General features: G+C 71.7%; 17 protein-coding genes. 14 read left to right on the top strand and 3 right to left on the bottom strand.

Features of this window, described 5'->3' with window-relative positions; all coding sequences use genetic code 11:
- The first annotated feature begins 66 nt into the window (after positions 1 to 66).
- From O9K63_RS00925 to O9K63_RS00935, 3 genes are all read left to right on the top strand, one after another.
- Positions 67 to 846, top strand: a complete 780-nt coding sequence (locus tag O9K63_RS00925) for an electron transfer flavoprotein subunit beta/FixA family protein (protein WP_277239921.1) — start codon at positions 67 to 69, stop codon at positions 844 to 846.
- A gap of 33 nt (positions 847 to 879) precedes the next feature.
- On the top strand, positions 880 to 1,830 hold the full coding sequence (locus tag O9K63_RS00930; RefSeq protein WP_277239922.1) for an electron transfer flavoprotein subunit alpha/FixB family protein: 951 nt from the start codon (positions 880 to 882) through the stop codon (positions 1,828 to 1,830).
- Between the two features lie 226 nt (positions 1,831 to 2,056).
- Positions 2,057 to 2,953: a hypothetical protein gene (locus O9K63_RS00935; RefSeq protein ID WP_277239923.1), complete on the top strand. Its 897-nt coding sequence runs from the start codon at positions 2,057 to 2,059 to the stop codon at positions 2,951 to 2,953.
- A gap of 74 nt (positions 2,954 to 3,027) precedes the next feature.
- On the opposite strand, the gene O9K63_RS00940 is transcribed toward O9K63_RS00935, so the two are convergent.
- From O9K63_RS00940 to O9K63_RS00950, 3 genes are all read right to left on the bottom strand, one after another.
- Positions 3,028 to 4,497: an MFS transporter gene (locus O9K63_RS00940; protein WP_277239924.1), complete on the bottom strand. Its 1,470-nt coding sequence runs from the start codon at positions 4,495 to 4,497 to the stop codon at positions 3,028 to 3,030.
- Positions 4,498 to 4,588: 91 nt separating this feature from the next.
- The gene (locus O9K63_RS00945) at positions 4,589 to 5,515 is read right to left on the bottom strand and encodes an SDR family oxidoreductase (RefSeq protein WP_277239925.1); all 927 of its coding nucleotides are present in this window, start codon (positions 5,513 to 5,515) and stop codon (positions 4,589 to 4,591) included.
- 4 nt (positions 5,516 to 5,519) lie between these two features.
- Complete coding sequence (locus O9K63_RS00950) at positions 5,520 to 6,578, bottom strand: DNA polymerase IV (RefSeq protein WP_277239926.1); 1,059 nt, start codon at positions 6,576 to 6,578, stop codon at positions 5,520 to 5,522.
- 87 nt (positions 6,579 to 6,665) lie between these two features.
- Between O9K63_RS00950 and O9K63_RS00955 the strand changes: the two genes are divergently transcribed.
- From O9K63_RS00955 to O9K63_RS01005, 11 genes are all read left to right on the top strand, one after another.
- The gene (locus O9K63_RS00955) at positions 6,666 to 7,850 is read left to right on the top strand and encodes a cysteine desulfurase family protein (protein ID WP_277239927.1); all 1,185 of its coding nucleotides are present in this window, start codon (positions 6,666 to 6,668) and stop codon (positions 7,848 to 7,850) included.
- Between the two features lies 1 nt (position 7,851).
- Positions 7,852 to 9,021 (top strand): tRNA 2-thiouridine(34) synthase MnmA, encoded by a 1,170-nt coding sequence (gene mnmA / locus O9K63_RS00960; protein ID WP_277239928.1) that lies wholly within the window; start codon positions 7,852 to 7,854, stop codon positions 9,019 to 9,021.
- The gene (locus O9K63_RS00965; RefSeq protein WP_277239929.1) at positions 9,018 to 10,016 is read left to right on the top strand and encodes a methionine synthase; all 999 of its coding nucleotides are present in this window, start codon (positions 9,018 to 9,020) and stop codon (positions 10,014 to 10,016) included. The genes mnmA and O9K63_RS00965 overlap by 4 nt, the downstream gene beginning before the upstream one ends.
- A gap of 209 nt (positions 10,017 to 10,225) precedes the next feature.
- Positions 10,226 to 10,711 (top strand): (2Fe-2S)-binding protein, encoded by a 486-nt coding sequence (locus O9K63_RS00970; RefSeq protein WP_277239930.1) that lies wholly within the window; start codon positions 10,226 to 10,228, stop codon positions 10,709 to 10,711.
- Positions 10,708 to 13,137, top strand: coding sequence for a xanthine dehydrogenase family protein molybdopterin-binding subunit (locus O9K63_RS00975; protein ID WP_277239931.1), 2,430 nt, complete (start codon positions 10,708 to 10,710; stop codon positions 13,135 to 13,137). Before O9K63_RS00970 ends, O9K63_RS00975 begins: the two co-directional genes overlap by 4 nt.
- A complete protein-coding gene (locus O9K63_RS00980) occupies positions 13,134 to 13,994 on the top strand; it encodes an FAD binding domain-containing protein (RefSeq protein WP_277239932.1) in 861 nt (286 codons plus the stop codon). Before O9K63_RS00975 ends, O9K63_RS00980 begins: the two co-directional genes overlap by 4 nt.
- Positions 13,995 to 14,034: 40 nt before the next feature.
- The gene (locus O9K63_RS00985; RefSeq protein WP_277239933.1) at positions 14,035 to 14,817 is read left to right on the top strand and encodes a LamB/YcsF family protein; all 783 of its coding nucleotides are present in this window, start codon (positions 14,035 to 14,037) and stop codon (positions 14,815 to 14,817) included.
- Positions 14,814 to 15,713 carry a 5-oxoprolinase subunit B family protein gene (locus tag O9K63_RS00990; protein ID WP_277239934.1) on the top strand — a complete coding sequence of 300 codons (900 nt, stop codon included), beginning with the start codon at positions 14,814 to 14,816 and terminating at the stop codon, positions 15,711 to 15,713. Before O9K63_RS00985 ends, O9K63_RS00990 begins: the two co-directional genes overlap by 4 nt.
- Positions 15,710 to 16,684: a biotin-dependent carboxyltransferase family protein gene (locus O9K63_RS00995; protein WP_277239935.1), complete on the top strand. Its 975-nt coding sequence runs from the start codon at positions 15,710 to 15,712 to the stop codon at positions 16,682 to 16,684. The genes O9K63_RS00990 and O9K63_RS00995 overlap by 4 nt, the downstream gene beginning before the upstream one ends.
- Before the next feature lie 47 nt (positions 16,685 to 16,731).
- Complete coding sequence (locus O9K63_RS01000) at positions 16,732 to 16,965, top strand: acetyl-CoA carboxylase (RefSeq protein ID WP_277239936.1); 234 nt, start codon at positions 16,732 to 16,734, stop codon at positions 16,963 to 16,965.
- A 2-nt stretch (positions 16,966 to 16,967) separates the two neighbouring features.
- Positions 16,968 to 18,332 carry an acetyl-CoA carboxylase biotin carboxylase subunit gene (locus O9K63_RS01005; protein WP_277239937.1) on the top strand — a complete coding sequence of 455 codons (1,365 nt, stop codon included), beginning with the start codon at positions 16,968 to 16,970 and terminating at the stop codon, positions 18,330 to 18,332.
- Positions 18,333 to 18,432 lie beyond the last annotated feature (100 nt).

The following is an 18,432-nucleotide window of genomic DNA, read 5'->3' on the forward strand; positions in this document are numbered from 1 at the left end:
GGCTGCGAGGTGGCAGGATCGGCCCGGTACCCAGACCCCTTACCCAAGGAAGAGGACGATTCACCGATGAACATCGTCGTCTGCGTGAAGCACGTGCCGGACGCCCAGTCCGAGCGTGGGTTCAACGAGGACAACACGACCGACCGTGACGGCGTCGACGGGCTCCTCTCCGAGCTCGACGAGTACGCCGTGGAGCAGGCACTCCAGATCGCCGAGGCCGGCGAGGGGGAGGTCACCGTCCTGACGGTCGGCCCGGCCGACGCCGCGGACGCCGTCAAGAAGTCCCTCCAGATGGGTGCCGACAAGGGTGTCCACGTCTCCGACGAGGCGATCGCCGGCTCCGACGCCCCCGCCACCTCGCTGATCCTCGCCGAGGCCATCAAGAAGGTCGGCTCGCCCGACCTCGTCATCACCGGCATGGCCTCCACCGACGGCACCATGGGTGTCGTCCCGGCGATGCTCGCCGAGCGCCTCGGCCTCCCGCAGGTCACCTACGCCTCCGAGCTGACCGTCGAGGACGGCGTCGCCACGATCCGTCGTGACGGCGACACCGCGAGCGAGACCATCCAGGCCTCCCTCCCGGCGCTGGTCTCGGTCACCGACCAGATCAACGAGCCGCGCTACCCCTCCTTCAAGGGCATCATGGCCGCGAAGAAGAAGCCGGTCGAGGAGTGGGCGCTCGCCGACCTCGGCGTCGACGCCGGCCAGGTCGGTCTCGCGAACGCGTGGACCGCGGTCGAGCAGACCACCAAGCGTCCGCCGCGCGAGCAGGGCACCATCGTCACCGACGAGGGCGATGGCGGCACCAAGCTCGCCGAGTTCCTCACCACCCACAAGTTCGTCTGAGCGACGACTCCAGATACTCGAAGGAGCACAGACATGGCTGAAGTCCTCGTCCTCGTCGACCACGCGAACGGTGAGGTGAAGAAGCCCGCCGCGGAGATGCTGACGCTCGCCCGTCGACTGGGTGAGCCGTCCGCCGTCTTCATCGGCCCCGGTGCCGAGACCGCCAAGGACCTCCTCGCGCGCTACGGCGCCGAGAAGATCTACAGCGTCTCCGACCCGGCCGCGCTGGAGTCCCTCGTCGCCCCCCAGGCCGAGGTCCTCGCGCAGCTGGTCCAGGAGAAGCAGCCCGCCGCGGTGCTCATCCCGAGCAACTCCGGCGGCAAGGAGATCGGTGCCCGCCTCGCCGTCAAGACCGAGTCCGGTCTGATCACCGACGCCGAGGACGTCCAGGCCGGCGACTCCGGCCCGGTCACCCTGCAGTCGGTCTTCGCCGGCAGCTACACCGTCAACGCGAAGGTCACCAAGGGCACCCCGATCATCTGCGTCAAGCCCAACTCCGCCACCCCGGAGCAGGCGGCCGGCGCCGGCGCCTTCGAGGAGCTCTCCGTGAGCATCTCCGATGAGGCCAAGGCCGCGAGGATCACCGCCTCCGAGCCGCGGAAGTCCTCCGGTCGCCCCGAGCTGGCCGAGGCGGCGATCGTCGTCTCCGGTGGTCGTGGCACCGGCGGTGACTTCTCCCCGGTCGAGTCCTTCGCGGACTCGCTCGGTGCCGCCGTCGGCGCCTCGCGCGCTGCGGTCGACGCCGGCTGGTACCCGCACTCCTCGCAGGTCGGCCAGACCGGCAAGCAGGTCTCCCCGCAGCTGTACGTCGCCGCGGGCATCTCCGGCGCGATCCAGCACCGGGCCGGCATGCAGACGTCCAAGACGATCGTCGCGATCAACAAGGACGAGGAGGCCCCGATCTTCGAGCTCGTCGACTTCGGTGTCGTCGGCGACCTCTTCCAGGTCCTGCCGCAGGCCACCGAGGCCGTCAAGGGCAAGTGATCGACCGATCGTGAGCACCAAGGCGCTGTCCTGAGGGGTTGCGCAGCACGCGTTCGAAGGGGGGTCCGCACCGTGATCGGTGCGGACCCCCCTTCGATGTGGTCGGCCATACCAAAAAGTGGTCCCGAATGGGCCGTTACCGAAACGTGACTTTCTGTGCCCATGCCATTACTCTCTCCGTGGCCCCCGGGCCATCCCCTGAGTCCCCGTATCGAGGTTTTTCCCTGTGAGTTCGTCCCGCTACGTCGGCCGGCACGGTGGTGCCGGACGCCGCCGCATCTCGTTGTCTTCCCTCGCCGGCTCCGGAGCCGCCCGCGCCGCCGCGAAGTCCGTGGCCGGCGTCGGCATCGTCCTGGGGTCCGGGGCGTTCGTCATCTCCCCGTCCTCGGCCATCGGCTCCGTCGACGCCGACCCCAGCCTCCTGGGTGCCGAGCGGTCCATCTCCGCCACCGACCTCCTCGCGGACCGCGACGCCGCGGGCGCGCAGAGCTCTGCGGGGTCCCGCTCCGCCCAGCGCGGTGCTCCTGCCGCGGTCACCGCCCCCGGCAAGGCCTCGGCGCAGGCCGGCACGGGTGAGCTCGAGGTCGAGCCGGTGGCCAAGCCCAAGCCGAAGCCGGAGCCCGAGCCAGAGCCCGAGCCGGAGCCGGAGCCGGAGGAGACCGGGACGGCGCAGACCGAGGCGACGCAGGAGCCCGAGCCCGAGCCGGAGCCGTCCACGACCGAGCCCGAGAGCACGGAGAGCACGGAGAGCACGACCCCCGCGCCCAGCGGCGTGCAGACCGATGGTTACGCCGCGGAGGCGGCCGAGATCGGGCTCGGCCCGAACGCCAGCCGTGTGTACTCGGCCGTGCGCAACCAGTTCCCCGACCTGACCAACATCGGTGGCTACCGTGCCGGCGACCCCGGTGACCACGGCTCCGGCCGGGCGGTCGACATCATGGTCACCGGCTCGCGTGGCGACCAGGTCGCGACCTGGCTGCAGCAGAACGCCGGCAACCTGAACATCAAGTACCTGATCTGGGAGCAGCGCATGTGGCGTCCGGGATCCTCGTGGAGCTACATGGAGGATCGGGGCTCGACCACGGCCAACCACTACGACCACGTGCACGTCTCCGTGAACTGACCCCCGCCTCCCGACGCAGAAATCGAGGACGGACGTGGTAATTACCGTGTCCGTCCTCGATTTCTGCGTCCTGGTCAGGTCGTGCGCATCCGGTCGCGCTGGTCCTTGACCGCGAAGGCCAGGGCCACGAGCACGACGAGTGCGATGAGGCCGAAACCGACGACGATCGCGGCCGACCAGCTTCCGCTCACCCCGAGCGCGGCGAAGGCGGCCGAGGTGATGACGGCGATGCCGATCGAGGTGCCGATGCGCTGCCCGGTCTGCATCACCGCCCCCGAGCTGCCGGCGTAGTCGAGGGGCACGTCGGCCAGGGTGAGCGTCTGGTTGGGGCTGATCACAGCGCCCTGGGCCACGCCGATGAGGGCGAGGCTGAGCACCAGCCACCACTCGCTGGCCAGGCCCTGCGCCCGTAGCAGCACGACGGTGATGCTCAGCGCCAGCCCGGCCAGGGCGAAGAGCAGTCCGCCGATGACGACCTTGCGCCCGTACCGGATGACGCGGCTGCCGGCCCAGTGCGCGGCGACGGCCGAGATGAACGCGGACGGGACGCCGACGAGGCCGGCCTGCAGCGCGCTCCTGCCGGCGCCCTCCTGGAAGTACATGGCCACGAGCACCCAGATGCTCGTCATGCCCAGGAAGTAGAGCATGACGATGATGCTGCCGTTGGTGAAGCTGCGGATGCCGAAGATGTCGAGGTTGACCATCGGGCTGCGGCCGGTCGCGCGGTAGTGCTGCTCCCACTTCACCCAGACCCACGCGAGGAGCACCCCGACGGGCAGGAGCAGCCACAGCCACCCGGAGGAGCGCCCCTCGACGAAGGGGAACATCGTCGCGAGCACGGCCAGACCGAGCAGGAGCGAGCCGACCGGGTCGAGCGAGCGTGAGGCCTTCGGGGCGTCGGGGTCGGTGGCTGCCGGTACGCGGCGGAGGAGGGGGCGGGGGAACCAGCGCAGCGCGAGCGCCAGGCAGAGCAGCCCCACCGGCACGTTGACGAGGAAGGTCAACCGCCACCCGATCTCGGGGCCACCGAGCTGGATGAGCAGGCCACCGAGCACCGGCCCGATCCCGACGGCGACGCCGACGACGCTGCCGAAGTACCCGAAGGCCTTGCCCCGCTCGGCGCCGCGGAAGTACTGCTGGATCATGCCGACGCCCTGGGGATTGACCAGGCCGGAGCCGACGCCCTGGACGAAGCGGGCCGCGTTGAGCGCATCGGCGTTGGGTGCCAGGCCGGCGGCGACCGACGCGAGGGTGAAGACGCCGACCCCGAGGACGAACAGGCCCCCGCGCCCCATGAGGTCGCCCGCACGCCCGGCGGCGACGAGGACGACGCCGAAGGTCAGGGCGTAGCCGGCGAGCACCCACTGGGCGTCCGAGTCGCTGGCGTCGAGGCCCTCCTGGATCGAGGGGAGGGCGACGTTGACGATGCTCACGCCGACGAGGGACATGAAGATCGCGACGAGGAGCACCCACAGCACGCGCCAGCGGTGCGCGTCCGAGATCACGTCACGGGGGTCCGCGACCGCCTCGGCCTGACCCGCCACCCGCGACCTCCCTCAGCTCGACTCGTGCATCCTGCAGACAAACGTCCGGCCCTCCCCGGACATTCCCACGGCCCGCCGGGCGAAGGGGGAGTCACCGGTAGTCGGGCAGCATCCCCGTCGGTTGGTCGTGCCACCCGAGGTCGCGGATGAGCCCCCAGCAGTCGGGGCGCGAGCCGTCGACGTCGGTCACGCCGTACGCGTCGGACAGCTGCCGGGCGGTCAGCACCCCACCGTGGTGGCGGGCGGCTCCGGGATCGGCGGCGAGTGCCGCCACTCCGCGTGCGACGTAGGTCGGCGTCTCCGAGGCGCCGAAGCCCGGGACCCGCTCGGCGGCCTCGGTCCAGGTCTCCTCCGTGACACCGAACGCCTCGAGCATCGCCTCGGAGCGCAACCAGCCGGGCGTGACGCCCACGACCGTCACCGGCTGCTCGGCCAACTCGGCCGACAGGCTCGTGACGAGGCGGTCGATGCAGCCCTTGACGTAGTCGTAGTAGAAGCCCACGCCCTGCCGGTAGGCGCGGTTGACCTCGCTCGGCCCGTCGGTCATCTCCACGAGGAGGCCGCCGCCGGACTCCAGCACCAGGGGCAGGGCGAGGGCGCTGGTGATGATGTGGGTGTCGATGCCCATCCGCAGCATCCGCAGGCCGCCCTCGAGGTCGTGCTCCCACAGCGGCGTGCCGAACTGCGCGTACCGGTCACCGCCGAAGATGTCGTTGACGAGGACGTCGAGCCGACCGTGGCGCTCGCGGATGCGCTCGACGAGCGCGCGCACCTCCTCCGGCCGGGTGTGGTCCACCCGCTCGGCGACGCCGTCACCACCCGCCTCGCGCACGAGGTCGAGGGTGTCCTCGATGGTCTCGGGGCGCTGGATCTCGGAGGCCCCGGACGTGCGGCTGCTGCGGCCGCTCGCGTGGACGAAGGCCCCCGCCCGGGCCAGCTCGACGGCCAGGGCCCGCCCGGCCCCACGGGTGGCCCCGGCGACGAGGGCGACGGATCCGGACAGCGGTGTCTCAGCCATCTCCTCAGTCTTGCGGGTCGTGGTCGCCACCGCCATGGGGCGCGACCATCTCGCCACGCACCCCGAGCAGACGGATCGGGCGGGGGTCCTCCAGCGCCCGCAGCAGGTCCAGGGCGGTGCCCGCGATGGTGTCCACGTCGAAGGTGGGCTCGTCCAGCTTGCGCACCCGCACCACCGTGAAGAACGGGGCGAACCGCACCTTGAGGTGCACGCGGGAGCAGGCCCTCCCTTCGCCCCGCAGGTCGGTGACCACCTGCGCCGCGAGCGCCCGGACCGCCGCCTCGATGGCCGCCGGCTCGGTCAGGTCCTGCTGGAAGGTCGTCTCGTGCCCGTGCGCCCGGGCCACGTGCGGGGTGTCGTCGACGACGGCGCTGCCCTCGCCGCGACCCAACCGGCCGATGTACGGGCCGGTGCGGGGCCCGAACTCGTCGACCAGCACCTGCGTGGGCGCGGCGGCCAGGTCGGCCACGGTCTCCATCCCGAGCCCGGACAGCCGGGCGCCGATCCGCGGTCCCACGCCCCACAGGGCGGTGGTCGGACGCTCGCCCATGACCTCCAGCCAGGTGCGACGGGTCAGCCGGTACACCCCGCCGGGCTTGCCGAACTCGGTGGCGATCTTCGCCCGGACCTTCGTGTCACCGATGCCCACCGAGCAGTGCAGACCCGTCGCCTCGTGCACCGCCGCCCGGATGGCGTGGGCGCTGCGCTCGGGGTCCTCTGTGTCGATCCCGACGAAGGCCTCGTCCCACCCGAGGACCTCCACCACCGCACCGGGGAAGGCCCGCAGCGTGCCCATCACCTGCGCGGAGGCCGCCTCGTAGACGGGGAAGTCCACCGGGAGGAAGACCGCGTCCGGGGCCTTGCGGGCGGCGATCTTCAGCGGCATGCCCGACCTCACGCCGAGCTCCCGCGCCGCGTAGGACGCCGTGGAGACGACGGCGCGCTCGCTCGGGTCACCCCGGCCGCCGACGACGACGGGCCGGCCCGCGAGCTCGGGGTGGCGCAGCACCTCGACCGCCGCGAGGAACTCGTCCATGTCGACGTGCAGCACCCAGCCGGTCATGGACCCATCATCGCGCCCGGTCGAGGAGCGGTCCGCCCACGCGTGCGGGGGGAATATCCCCCTTCGCGCATCCGTAGACTCTTGGTGATGACCACCTATCTCGACCACGCGGCGACCACGCCGATGCTCCCGGCTGCCCGGGCGGCGATGGTCGAGCAGCTGGCGATCACCGGCAACGCCTCGAGCCTGCACGGTCCGGGCCGGGACGCCCGGCGCACCGTCGAGGAGTCGCGCGAGCAGATCGCGGCGGCCCTGGGCGCCCGCCCGAGCGAGATCGTCTTCACCTCCGGTGGCACCGAGTCGGACAACCTCGCGATCACCGGCAGCTTCCGCTCCGCCCGCGCGGCCGACGCGCGACGCACGCGCATCGTCGCCAGCGCCGTCGAGCACCACGCCGTCCTCGACCCCGTCGACCACGCGGTGGAGCACGAGGGCGCGCAGGCGACCTTCGTCGCCCCGGGGGAGTGCGGCACCGTCCAGCCGAGCGCCGTGCGCGAGGCGATCGAGACCGACCCCACCGATGTCGCCGCCGTGTCGGTGATGTGGGCGAACAACGAGGTCGGCACCGTCCAGGACGTCGCCGCGATGGCCGAGATCGCCCACGAGCACGGACTGGCCTTCCACACCGACGCCGTGCAGGCCGCCGGGCACCTGCCCGTGGACTTCGCCGCGAGCGGCGTCGACCTGATGAGCGTCAGCGCGCACAAGCTCGGCGGCCCGATCGGCATCGGCGCCCTCGTCGCCAAGCGCGATGCCCGCCTGATCGCCCTCAGCCACGGCGGCGGGCAGGAGCGCGGCATCCGCTCCGGCACCCTGGACGTCCCCTCGATCCGCGCCTTCGCCGTGGCCCTGACCGAGTCGGTGGAGCGAAGGGAGGAGGAGGCCGAGCGCATCGGAGGCCTGCGCGACCGCTTCCTCATCGGGACCCAGCAGCTCGACCTCGGCATCCGGGTCACCGGCTGCTGGGAGGTCGGTGACGTGACCACCCGGCTTCCCGGCAACGCCCACATCACCATCCCCGGGTGCGAGGGCGACTCGATGCTCTACCTGCTGGACGCGGCCGGCGTCGCGGTCTCGACCGGGTCGGCCTGCCAGGCCGGGATCCCGCAGCCCTCCCACGTCGTCCTCGCGATGGGGCGCTCCGAGGGGGAGGCGCGCGGCTCCCTGCGCGTCTCCTTCGGCGCGACCTCGACCGAGGCCGATGTCGAGAGGGTCCTCGCCGTCCTGCCCGAGGCCGTCGACCGCGCCCGACGGGCGAGCGGAGCGGCCTGAGATGCGTGTCGTCGCCGCGATGAGCGGCGGGGTCGACTCCGCCGTCGCCGCCTCCCGGATGATCGAGGCGGGCCACGACGTCGTCGGTGTGCACCTCGCCCTGGCGAAGGACGCCAAGACGCTGCGCGAGGGCGCCCGCGGGTGCTGCACGATCGAGGACGCCGGTGACGCCCGTCGCGTGGCCGACCGGCTCGGCATCCCCTTCTACGTGTGGGACATGGCCACCCCCTTCGACCGGGACGTCGTCGAGGACTTCGTCGCCGAGTACGAGGCCGGCCGCACCCCCAACCCCTGCCTGCGCTGCAACGAGAAGATCAAGTTCGCCGCCCTGCTCGACAAGGCCCTGGCGCTCGGCTTCGACGCCGTCGCGACCGGGCACTACGCCCAGATCGTCGACGGGCCGCACGGCCGCGAGCTGCACCGCGCCGTCGACGACGCGAAGGACCAGTCGTACGTGCTCGGGGTGCTGGACGAGGAGCAGCTGGCCCGCGCCTTCTTCCCGCTCGGCGACACGACCAAACCCGACATCCGTGCCGAGGCCGCCGAGCGCGGCTTCGCCGTGGCCAAGAAGCCGGACAGCCACGACATCTGCTTCATCTCCGACGGTGACACCCGCGGCTGGCTGACACAGCGCCTCGGGGAGCGCGAGGGCGAGATCGTCGACGAGGGCTCCGGTGAGGTCGTCGGCGAGCACCGCGGGGCGTACGGCTTCACCGTGGGGCAGCGGCGCGGGCTCGGGCTCGACCGCTCCGGCCTGGACGGGCAGCCGCGTTACGTCACCCGGGTCGAGGCGGAGTCCAACCGGGTCTTCATCGGCACCGCCGACCTCCTGGGCGCCGACGAGATCGAGGCCGACCACGTGCGCTGGTGCGGCCCGGCCGCGTCCGGCAGCCACCGTCTCGGCGCGCAGATCCGCGCCCACGGCGAGGAGATCCCGGCACGCGCCGAGGTCGTCGACGACGGGACCCGTCTGCTGGTCCGTCTCGACACCGCGGTCCGCGGCGCCGCCCCCGGGCAGTCGATCGTCCTCTACGACGGCACCCGCGTCGTCGGGTCCGGGACGATCAGCCGCGCCTCCCGCTCCGCGTCGCCCGCCGGTGGAGGTGAACTCGCCGACGAAGCGCCCGCGCGTGCCCGTCCATCCGGCGGTGACGCGGCGGAAGAGGCATGACGCTCGCCTCCGGCGTCGGCTCGTGGCCGGGGGAGCGACCCCGCGAGGCCGTCGTCGCCGTCCGCGACCTCCTCGGTGACGGCATCCCGCACCTGCCCGAGCTGCCCGCACGCGGACCCGGCGCCGACATCATCGGCCGGGGCGCCGCGCTGCTCGCCGACCTGCACGTCGAGACCCAGCCCTACGGGTGGCGCTTCACCGACCGCTCCGGCCGGGACGAAGGGAGGGCGCGCGCCTTCCTGCGCGAGGACCTCGACGAGCTCGCCGAGGCCTACGACGGGTGGACCGGGCCGCTGAAGCTGCAGGTCGCCGGCCCGTGGACCCTCGGTGCGAGCATCGAGCTGCCGCGGGGTGAGCGCGCCGTCTCCGACCCGGGAGCCCGGCGCGACATCGCCGGCGCGCTCGCGGAGGGGGTGCGCCGGCACGTCGCCGACGTCGCGCGACTCGTGCCCGGGGCCTCGCTGGTCGTCCAGGTCGACGAGCCCGGCCTGCCCGCAGTGCTCGAGGGCCGGCTGCCGACGCAGTCCGGCTACGGACGCCTGCGGGCGGTCGACCGCAGCGAGGTGCGCGACGGCCTCCGCACGATCGTCGACGCGCTCGAGGGGCACACGACCGTCGTGCACTGCTGCAGCGGGGACGTGCCGGTGACCCTGCTGCGCGAGACCGGCGCCGACGGGATCTCCCTGGACACCTCCCTCGTCGACGGCCCCCGCTGGGAGCAGCTCGCCGAGGCCGTCGAGGCCGGGGTCACCCTCTGGGCGGGTGCCGTCCCGACCGCGGGCGGTACCGACTGGCGCACCGCCCGCGACCGGCTCGTCGCCGCCTGGCACCGCATCGGCCTGCCCGATGCCGCCCTCGGTGACCTCGTCGTCACGCCCGCGTGCGGACTGGCCGGGGGACCCCCCTTCGAGCAGGTGGACAGGCCCTCGGCGGTCGCCGCCCTGCGCACCGCCCGGGACCTCGCCGCCGCCCTGAGCGACGTCGCCGCCGGCTGACGGCACCCCGGATACGAACTACTGCACGCAGCAGCACGTATCGCGCGCAGTAGTTCGAGCTGCGGCTGACGATACGAAGTACTGCCTGCAGCACGTCGTGGCGGCGCGGACCCGTGGGGCCATCGTGTGGCGCTTGTCACTTCGTGCCACATGCACCAGTGTTGGCCGCACAGGAGCAACCCGGCACAACGTCGTGCGAAGGAAGTGCAATGGCGCGCATCACCGTCACCGTCGATGGCATGAGGTTCACCCACGAGGTCGAACCCCGAACCCTGCTGGTGCACTACCTCCGCGAGACGGTCGGCAGGACCGGCACCGTGGTCGGGTGCGACAGCAGCAACTGCGGCGCCTGCACCGTGCTCGTCGACGGGGAGAGCATCAAGTCCTGCTCCGTCCTCGCCGTCCAGGCGGACGGCGCAGAGATCGAGACCGTCGAGGGCCTCGCCGCCGGTGACGGCACGCTGCACCCGGTCCAGCAGGCCTTCCACGAGCACCACGGGCTCCAGTGCGGGTACTGCACCCCCGGGATGCTCATGCGCAGCGTCTGCCTCGTGCGCGAGAACCCGGAGCCGACCGAGGACGAGGTCCGCGAAGGGCTCAAGGGCAACATGTGCCGCTGCACCGGCTACCAGGGGATCGTCTCGGCGGTCATGGCCTACTCGCAGGCCGCCCGCGACGAGGAGGTCGGCCGATGAGCACCGCACCCGATGCGCCGAGCGCGCAGGACGAGCGGACCCCCGAGATCGGGCGCGCCCGCCTGCGCCGCGAGGACGAGCGGGCCCTGACCGGCCGGACCCGGTGGACCGACGACATGACCCTGCCCGGGATGCTCCACCTGTCCGTGCTCCGGTCACCGGTCGCCCACGCCTCGATCACCGAGCTCGACACCACCGAGGCCGCCCGGGCGCCCGGGGTCGTCGGGGTCTGGACCGGCGAGGACCTGCCCGAGCAGGGGGCGATGCCGACGGCGTGGACCGTCAGCGACGACATGAGGACACCGCCCTACTTCCCGCTGAGCGTCGGATCCGTCAAGCACGTCGGCGACATCGTGGCGGTCGTGGCCGCCACGTCGAAGGAGGCCGCCGACGATGCGCTCGAGCTCATCGACGTCGACTACGACGAGCTCCCCGTGGTCGTCGACCCGATGGTCGCGAAGCAGGAGGGGAGTCCGCTCGTCCACCCGGACCTGGGCACGAACGTGTGTGCCACGTGGGGACTCGACTCGGTCACCCTCGGCACCGGTGGCGACGCCGCCGCGGCGATCCGCGAGGCCGAGTCCGACCCCGACCAGGTCGTGGTGCGGCGCACCCTCCGGCAGAACCGCGTCACGCCCGCCTACATCGAGCCCCGCTCGATCGTCGTCGACCCGACCGCCGAGCAGGTGACGATGTGGTCGGCCACCCAGGTGCCGCACATCGTGCGCATCCTCATGGCGATGACCCAACCCATCGAGGAGCACGAGCTGCGCGTCGTGGCGCCGGACGTCGGTGGCGGGTTCGGGGGCAAGCTGCAGTTCACCCGCGAGGAGGCGCTGGTGCTGCTGATCGCACGGCGGCTGCGCCTGCCCTGCAAGTACACCGAGTCCCGCAGCGAGTCGATGCAGTCGTCGCACCATGCGCGCGACCAGGTGCAGGAGCTGACCCTGGCCGCGCGGCGGGACGGCACCATCACGGCCCTGGACGTCGACCTCACCGCGGACATGGGGGCCTACCTGGGCATCCTCACCGCGGGGATCCCGCTGCTGGGCGGATTCATGTTCAACGGGATCTACCGGATCCCGGCCTACTCCTTCCACTGCACCGACGTCTTCACCAACAAGACGATGACCGATGCCTACCGCGGGGCGGGGAAGCCGGAGGCGACCTTCGGCATCGAGCGGATGATGGACGAGCTGGCCGTCGAGCTGGACCTCGACCCGATCGAGGTGCGGCGACGCAACTGGATCAGGCCCGAGGAGTTCCCGTACGCCACCGTTGCCGGCCTGACCTACGACTCCGGCAACTACGACCGGGCCACCGACAAGGCGCTCGCGATGTTCGGCTACGACGAGCTACGGGCCGAGCAGCGACGTCGCCGCGAGGCGCAGGACCCCGTTCAGCTCGGCATCGGGGTGTGCACCTTCGTCGAGCTGTCCGGACTGGCCCCCAGCCGCGTGCTCGGAGGCCTGAACTACGGCTCCGGCGGATGGGAGCACTCCACGATCCGGATGCTCCCGACCGGCAAGGTCGAGGTCGTCGCCGGTACCACCTCGCACGGGCAGGGGCACGCCACCGCCTTCTCCCAGATCGTCTCGGACGAGCTGGGCATCCCCTTCGAGGACATCGTCCTCATCAGCGGCGACACCGCGTCCGCCCACAAGGGCATGGACACCTACGGGTCCCGCTCGCTGGTCGTCGGGGGAATGGCGATCGTCGGGGCGGCCCGCAAGGTGGTGGAGAAGGCCCGGCCGATCGCCGCCCACATGCTCGAGGCGAGCACCGACGACCTCGAGTTCGTCGGCGGGAAGTTCTCAGTCAAGGGCACGACCAGCGGCGTGACGATCCAGGAGATCATGCTCAGCACCTGGCTCGCGCACGACCTCCCGGACGGGCTGGAGCCGAACCTCGATGCGGACTACACCTTCGACCCGGAGAACTTCTCCTACCCCACGGGGACACACCTGGCGGCGGTGGAGGTCGACACGCAGACCGGGCGGGTGACGGTCCGCGACTACGTCTGCGTCCAGGACGTCGGCGTCCTCGTGAACCCGATGATCGTCGACGGGCAGGTCCACGGCGGACTCACCCAGGGCATTGCCCAGGCGCTGTACGAGGAGATCCAGTACTCCGACGAGGGCCAGCTGACCAGCGGCACCCTGGCCGACTACCTGGTCCCGGCCGCCCCGGACGTCCTGCGCTACCGCACGGACACCACCGTGACCGAGGCGACCACCAACGTCCTGGGCGTCAAGGCGGTCGGCGAGACCGGTGCCACCGCCGCCCCGCCGGCCATCGTCAACGGGGTGCTGGACGCGTTGCGACCGCTCGGGGTCACCGACATCACGATGCCGTGCACTCCCTCGAAGGTCTGGACGGCGATCGACGACGCGCGACGCGCGAACAAGGGACAGGTGACGGCATGAGGCCCGTGGACTTCGACTACACGTCACCGACCACGCTCGAGGAGGTGGTGCGCAGCCTCGCCGACGGCGGGGACGAGGCCACCATCATCGGTGGCGGACAGTCGCTCATGCCGGTGCTGCGCATGCGGATGGCCGACCCGGACCTCCTCGTCGACCTGCGCCGGATCCCCGGCATGCGGGAGGTGCGGGAGGAGGGCGACCACGTCGTCGTCGGTGCCATGGCCACCCACCACGCAGTGGCCCACGACGCGCTCGTCGCCGCCCATGCCGGGGTCCTGGGCCAGGCGGCGGCGTGCGTGGGGGATCCGCAGATCAGGTACCGGGGGACCATCGGCGGCTCCCTGGCCCATGCCGACCCGGCCGGCGACATCGCACCCGCCGTGCTGGCGCTCGACGGGACCATCGAGGTCACCGGTCCCGACGGGGCGAGGACGGTGCCGGCGAAGGAGTTCTTCCACGGCCCGTTCACCACGGACCTGCGCGATGGCGAGGTGCTGACGGCCGTTCGACTGCCCAAGCACACGGGGTGGGGGATGCGCTACGAGAAGTTCGCGCACGTGGCCCAGTCCTGGTCCATCGTCGCCGTCGCGGCAGCGGTGCAGGTCGAGGACGGCGCCGTCGCCCGCGTGCGCCTCGGGATGGCCAACATGGGGCAGACCCCGCTGCGGGCAGAGTCGGCCGAGGCAGCGCTGACGGGAGTGCCGCTCCAGGAGCGCGCCGTGCACGACGCGGCAGCGGGTGCCGGCGAGGGGACCTCCCCGCCGGTCGACGCCGCGGGCACGGCCGAGTACCGCCGCCATCTCGCGGGGGTCCTCGCCGGCCGGGCGGTCGCCGCGGCCGTGGGAGTGGTCGAATGAGAAGAAGCCAGTCGGCAGACGCACGGACAGGAGCCTGCGCATGAGTACCAGCACCGCGAAACTCGTCGATCTCAACGCGGACGGTGGTGAGAGCTTCGGTCGGTGGACCCTGGGTGCCGATGAGTCCCTGGCCCCGATGATCTCCTCGATCAACGTGGCCTGCGGGTGGCACGCCGGTGACCCGGCGACCATGGCCACCTCCGTCGCGCTCGCCAAGGAGAACGAGATCGGGCTCGGCGCGCACCCGGGATTCCCCGACCTCACCGGCTTCGGGCGCCGCGCGATGGCCTTCTCCCCGACGGAGGCGGCACAGGCCGTGCTCTACCAGACGGGGGCCCTGCGGGCCTTCGCGGACCAGCTGGGCGTCCCCCTTCGCCACGTCAAGCCCCACGGCAGCCTCTACGGGCTGCTGATGAAGGACGACGACGCGGCCGATGCCGTCGCCGACGCCGTCGCGGAGGTGGACCCGACCCTCTTCATCGTGCTCGAGGCCGGACACTGCGCCGACCGGCAGCGCGAGCGCGGTCACAAGGTGGCTGCGGAGGCCTTCGCCGACCTCGAGTACACCGACGACGGGCACATCATCATCGACCCGAAGAACCAACGGCGGGACCCCCAATGGTGCGCCGACCAGGTCGCCGACATCCTTCAGGGGCGGGTCCGCTCCGTCAACGGGGTGGTCTCCTCGATCCGGGCGGACACCGTCTGCCTGCACTCGGACCGACCGGGAGCGGTGGACAACGCCCGGGCCGTCGTCGACCGCATGACGAGCATGGGGTGGACGATCCGGTCCCTCCACCAGATCGACCAGGAGGGTTCATGAGCCAACCGGTGCAGCTGCCTCCCGCGCGCTACGAGCACGGGGGAGACGAGTTCATCTTCGTCGAGATCGCCGAGGAGATGAGCATGGAGGCCAACATCAAGGCCACGCTCATCACCCAGGAGCTCGAGAGCAGGCAGATGTCGGGACTGGTCGACATCTGCCCCTCCAACGCGTCCTACCTCGTGCGCTTCGACCCCGACGTCATCCCCCCGGCGGATCTCATGGCGCTCCTGAAGGACCTGGAGGGGCGATTCCAGGAGGTGCCCGAGGGATTCACGCTGCAGACCCGCGTCGTGGACGTGCCGGTGCTCTACAACGACCCGTGGACGCACGAGGCGATGATGCGCTTCCGCGACCGGCACCAGGACCCGGAGTCGACCGACCTGGAGTACGGCGCGCGCACCAACGGCTTCGACAGCGTCGAGGCCTTCATCGAGCACCTGGCCGGGAACCCGTGGATCGTCACCATGCTCGGCTTCGTCCCGGGCCTGCCGTTCTGCTACCAGCTCGAGCCGAGGGAGCGGCAGGTGCAGGTCCCCAAGTACGTGCGGCCCCGGACCTTCACCCCGGAACGCGCCTTCGGCATCGGTGGCGCCTTCTCGGTGGTCTACCCGGTCCAGGGGGCCGGTGGCTACCAGCTGTACGGGATGTCGGCCACGCCGGTGCTCAACGTGCGCCAGGACCACCCGGACTTCGCCCACTCCATCGTCTTCCCGGGGGCGGGCGACATCCTGCGGTACCGCTCCGTGGACCGCACGGAGTTCGACGACACCCGCAGGGAGGTGGAGGCGGGCACCTTCCGCTACCGGCAGCACGACGTCGAGTTCTCGCCGGCGGCCTTCCTCGACGACCCGCAAGGAGTCAACGACCGTCTGCTGGAGGTGCTGTACCGATGAGTGCACAGGTGAGAGTCGTCTCCGGCGGGCTGTCGACGACGGTCCAGGACCTCGGTCGCACCGGCCGGTACGCCATCGGGATGCCGCCCTCCGGTGCGATGGACCAGTACTCCTTCCGTGTCGCCAACCTCCTCGTCGGCAACCCCGAGGGTGCCGCCGCCCTGGAGGCCACGTACATCGGACCGTCGCTGGAGTTCACCGACGACCGGCTCGTCGCCGTGACCGGCGGGGACGCCGCCGTCACGCTCAACGGCGAGCCCATCCCGATGTGGTCGAGCACGCAGGTCCGCAGCGGTGACGTCCTGGCGTTCGGGATGATCACCAGCGGCGCGCGCCCGTACATCGCCGTGTCCGGCGGCATCGCCGTGCCCGAGTACCTGGGGTCGCGGTCGACGTACACGTTGATCGGGCTCGGCGGCCACGAGGGTCGCACCCTGGCCGATGGTGACGTCCTCCCGCTCGGGGACGGGTCGACCGGGGAGGCCGGCGCCGTCGTGCCCGACGAGCTGGTGCCGCAGTTCCCCTCCGACATCGATGTCCGGGCCGTCGTCGGGCTATGCTCCTACCGGCTCACGGAGGCGGCGCTCGAGTCCTTCCTGAGCACCCCGTGGAGGATCACCAAGGACGCGGACAGGGTCGGGTACCGGCTGCGCGGCGGCACGCTCGACTTCGTCGAGCGCGAGCAACCCTTCGGGGCGGGCAGCGACCCGGCCAACGTCGTCGACCTCGGGTACCCGCTGGGCTCGATCCAGGTGCCCGGTGGGGACGAGCCGATCGTCCTCCTCGGCGACGCCGTCACCGGCGGTGGCTACGTCACGATCGCCACGGTCATCTCGGTCGACCGGGACCTGTTCGGACAGGCCAAGACCGGCGACACCATCCGGTTCCGGGACGTCGGCATCGACGAGGCCCTGGCCGCGCGCGCCGACCGCAACCGACGGCTGGACCGGATCCGGTCGGCCCTGGCCTGAGCGCCACCCGCACGAGCACCACGCAGACCTCGTCGAAAGGAAGCACGATGCCCACGATCCCCTCCCCGCTCCCCGGAGTGTTCTACCGTCGTCCGGCCCCGGACCAGGACCCGTACGTCAACGAAGGCGACCAGGTCACCGAGGGACAGACGATCGGCCTGATCGAGGTGATGAAGAACTTCAGCGAGCTGAAGGCGACAGCCGGCGGAACCGTAAAGGAGTTCCTCGTCGAGGACGAGTCGGACGTGTCCGTCGGACAGGACGTGGCGGTCCTGGAGTGAGTGTGGCACCCACCCACCGGGTCCTCGTCGCCAACCGCGGTGAGATCGCGCTGCGTGTCATCAGGGCGGCGCACGCCTGTGGCTGGGAGGCGGTCGCGGTGTACTCCGATGCCGACGCCGACTCCCGCTGGGTGGCGCTGGCCGATGACGCCCGCCACCTCGGACCCTCACCCGCTCGTCGCTCCTACCTCGACATCGATGCGGTCGTGCAGGCCGCCCGCGACGCCGGGTGCACCCACGTGCACCCGGGGTACGGGTTCCTGGCCGAGCGTCCGGAGTTCGCGCGTCGGGTGGCCGAGGCGGGGCTGACCTTCGTGGGCCCCTCGGCCGAGGTGATCGAGTCGATGGGGGACAAGGCATCCGCGCGTCGGACGGCCGAGCAGGCCGGTGTCCCCGTCGTCCCCGGTTCGGAAGTCGTCGCCGACGTGGCCGCGGCGCGCGCGGCGGCCGCGGACGTGGGGTTCCCCCTGCTGATCAAGGCGGCCGCCGGAGGCGGAGGCAAGGGCATCCGGGTGGTGCGGACCGAGGACGAGCTCGAGGGCGCCGTCTCGACCGCGCAGGCCGAGGCCAGCGCGGCCTTCGGCGACGGCTCGCTCTACCTCGAGCGGTGCATCGAGAACGCGCGGCACATCGAGGTGCAGGTCGTGGGTGACTCGCACGGCAACGTCGTCCACTTCTTCGAGCGGGATTGCTCGGTCCAGCGACGTCGGCAGAAGCTGCTCGAGGAGGCGCCCGCCCCGGGTCTGTCCCCGACACTGCGCGACGAGATCACGGACGCGGCGGTCCGCCTTGCCGCGGAGGTCAGGTACCAGGGTGCCGGCACCGTGGAGTTCCTCGTCGAGGGCGAGCACTTCTACTTCATCGAGATGAACACCCGCATCCAGGTGGAGCACCCCATCACCGAGATGGTGACGAATGCGGACCTGGTCGCCGAGCAGCTGAGGGTAGCCGCCGGAGAGCCGCTGTCGGTGGCCCAGGAGGACGTCATGCTGTCCGGTGCCGCCATGGAGTTCCGGATCAACGCGGAGGACCCAGAGCAGGACTTCTTCCCCTCGCCGGGGGAGCTCCTCCGCTTCGACCCACCCACCGGGCCGGGCGTCCGCGTGGACTCCGGCTTCGTGGCGGGTGGGCAGATCGTGCCGTACTACGACTCCCTCGTGGCCAAGGTCATCGTCCACGGTCGGGACCGGGAGGAGGCGCTGGCCCGGGCCGAGCAGGCGCTCACCGAGCTCACCGTCGACGGGGTGGTCACGACGCGTGCCCTGCACCTGACCCTGCTCGCGGACGAGGAGTTCCGTCGGGGTGGGGTCACGACGACCTGGTTCGAGGAGCGTACGGCCGATCCCGCCGGCCCCGTGTCCGACTGAGGTTGTCTGCGGATTCGAAGAGGGGACGCGACCTGTGGGTCGCGTCCCCTCTTCGAACCGGTCCCTCCCTTCGAGACGGTTGCTGCGCAACCTCCTCAGG

The sequence above is a fragment of the Janibacter cremeus genome (genome assembly GCF_029395675.1).
Lineage (GTDB): Bacteria > Actinomycetota > Actinomycetes > Actinomycetales > Dermatophilaceae > Janibacter > Janibacter cremeus_A.

Excerpts from the sequence above, each read along its gene's own strand:
- O9K63_RS00925 (WP_277239921.1), top strand. The coding sequence starts at position 67 with ATGAACATCGTCGTCTGCGTGAAGCACGTGCCGGACGCCCAGTCCGAG.
- O9K63_RS00930 (WP_277239922.1), top strand. The coding sequence starts at position 880 with ATGGCTGAAGTCCTCGTCCTCGTCGACCACGCGAACGGTGAGGTGAAG.
- O9K63_RS00945 (WP_277239925.1), bottom strand. The coding sequence starts at position 5,515 with ATGGCTGAGACACCGCTGTCCGGATCCGTCGCCCTCGTCGCCGGGGCC.
- O9K63_RS00950 (WP_277239926.1), bottom strand. The coding sequence starts at position 6,578 with ATGACCGGCTGGGTGCTGCACGTCGACATGGACGAGTTCCTCGCGGCG.
- O9K63_RS00955 (WP_277239927.1), top strand. The coding sequence starts at position 6,666 with ATGACCACCTATCTCGACCACGCGGCGACCACGCCGATGCTCCCGGCT.
- mnmA (WP_277239928.1), top strand. The coding sequence starts at position 7,852 with ATGCGTGTCGTCGCCGCGATGAGCGGCGGGGTCGACTCCGCCGTCGCC.
- O9K63_RS00965 (WP_277239929.1), top strand. The coding sequence starts at position 9,018 with ATGACGCTCGCCTCCGGCGTCGGCTCGTGGCCGGGGGAGCGACCCCGC.
- O9K63_RS00970 (WP_277239930.1), top strand. The coding sequence starts at position 10,226 with ATGGCGCGCATCACCGTCACCGTCGATGGCATGAGGTTCACCCACGAG.
- O9K63_RS00975 (WP_277239931.1), top strand. The coding sequence starts at position 10,708 with ATGAGCACCGCACCCGATGCGCCGAGCGCGCAGGACGAGCGGACCCCC.
- O9K63_RS00980 (WP_277239932.1), top strand. The coding sequence starts at position 13,134 with ATGAGGCCCGTGGACTTCGACTACACGTCACCGACCACGCTCGAGGAG.
- O9K63_RS00985 (WP_277239933.1), top strand. The coding sequence starts at position 14,035 with ATGAGTACCAGCACCGCGAAACTCGTCGATCTCAACGCGGACGGTGGT.
- O9K63_RS00990 (WP_277239934.1), top strand. The coding sequence starts at position 14,814 with ATGAGCCAACCGGTGCAGCTGCCTCCCGCGCGCTACGAGCACGGGGGA.
- O9K63_RS00995 (WP_277239935.1), top strand. The coding sequence starts at position 15,710 with ATGAGTGCACAGGTGAGAGTCGTCTCCGGCGGGCTGTCGACGACGGTC.
- O9K63_RS01000 (WP_277239936.1), top strand. The coding sequence starts at position 16,732 with ATGCCCACGATCCCCTCCCCGCTCCCCGGAGTGTTCTACCGTCGTCCG.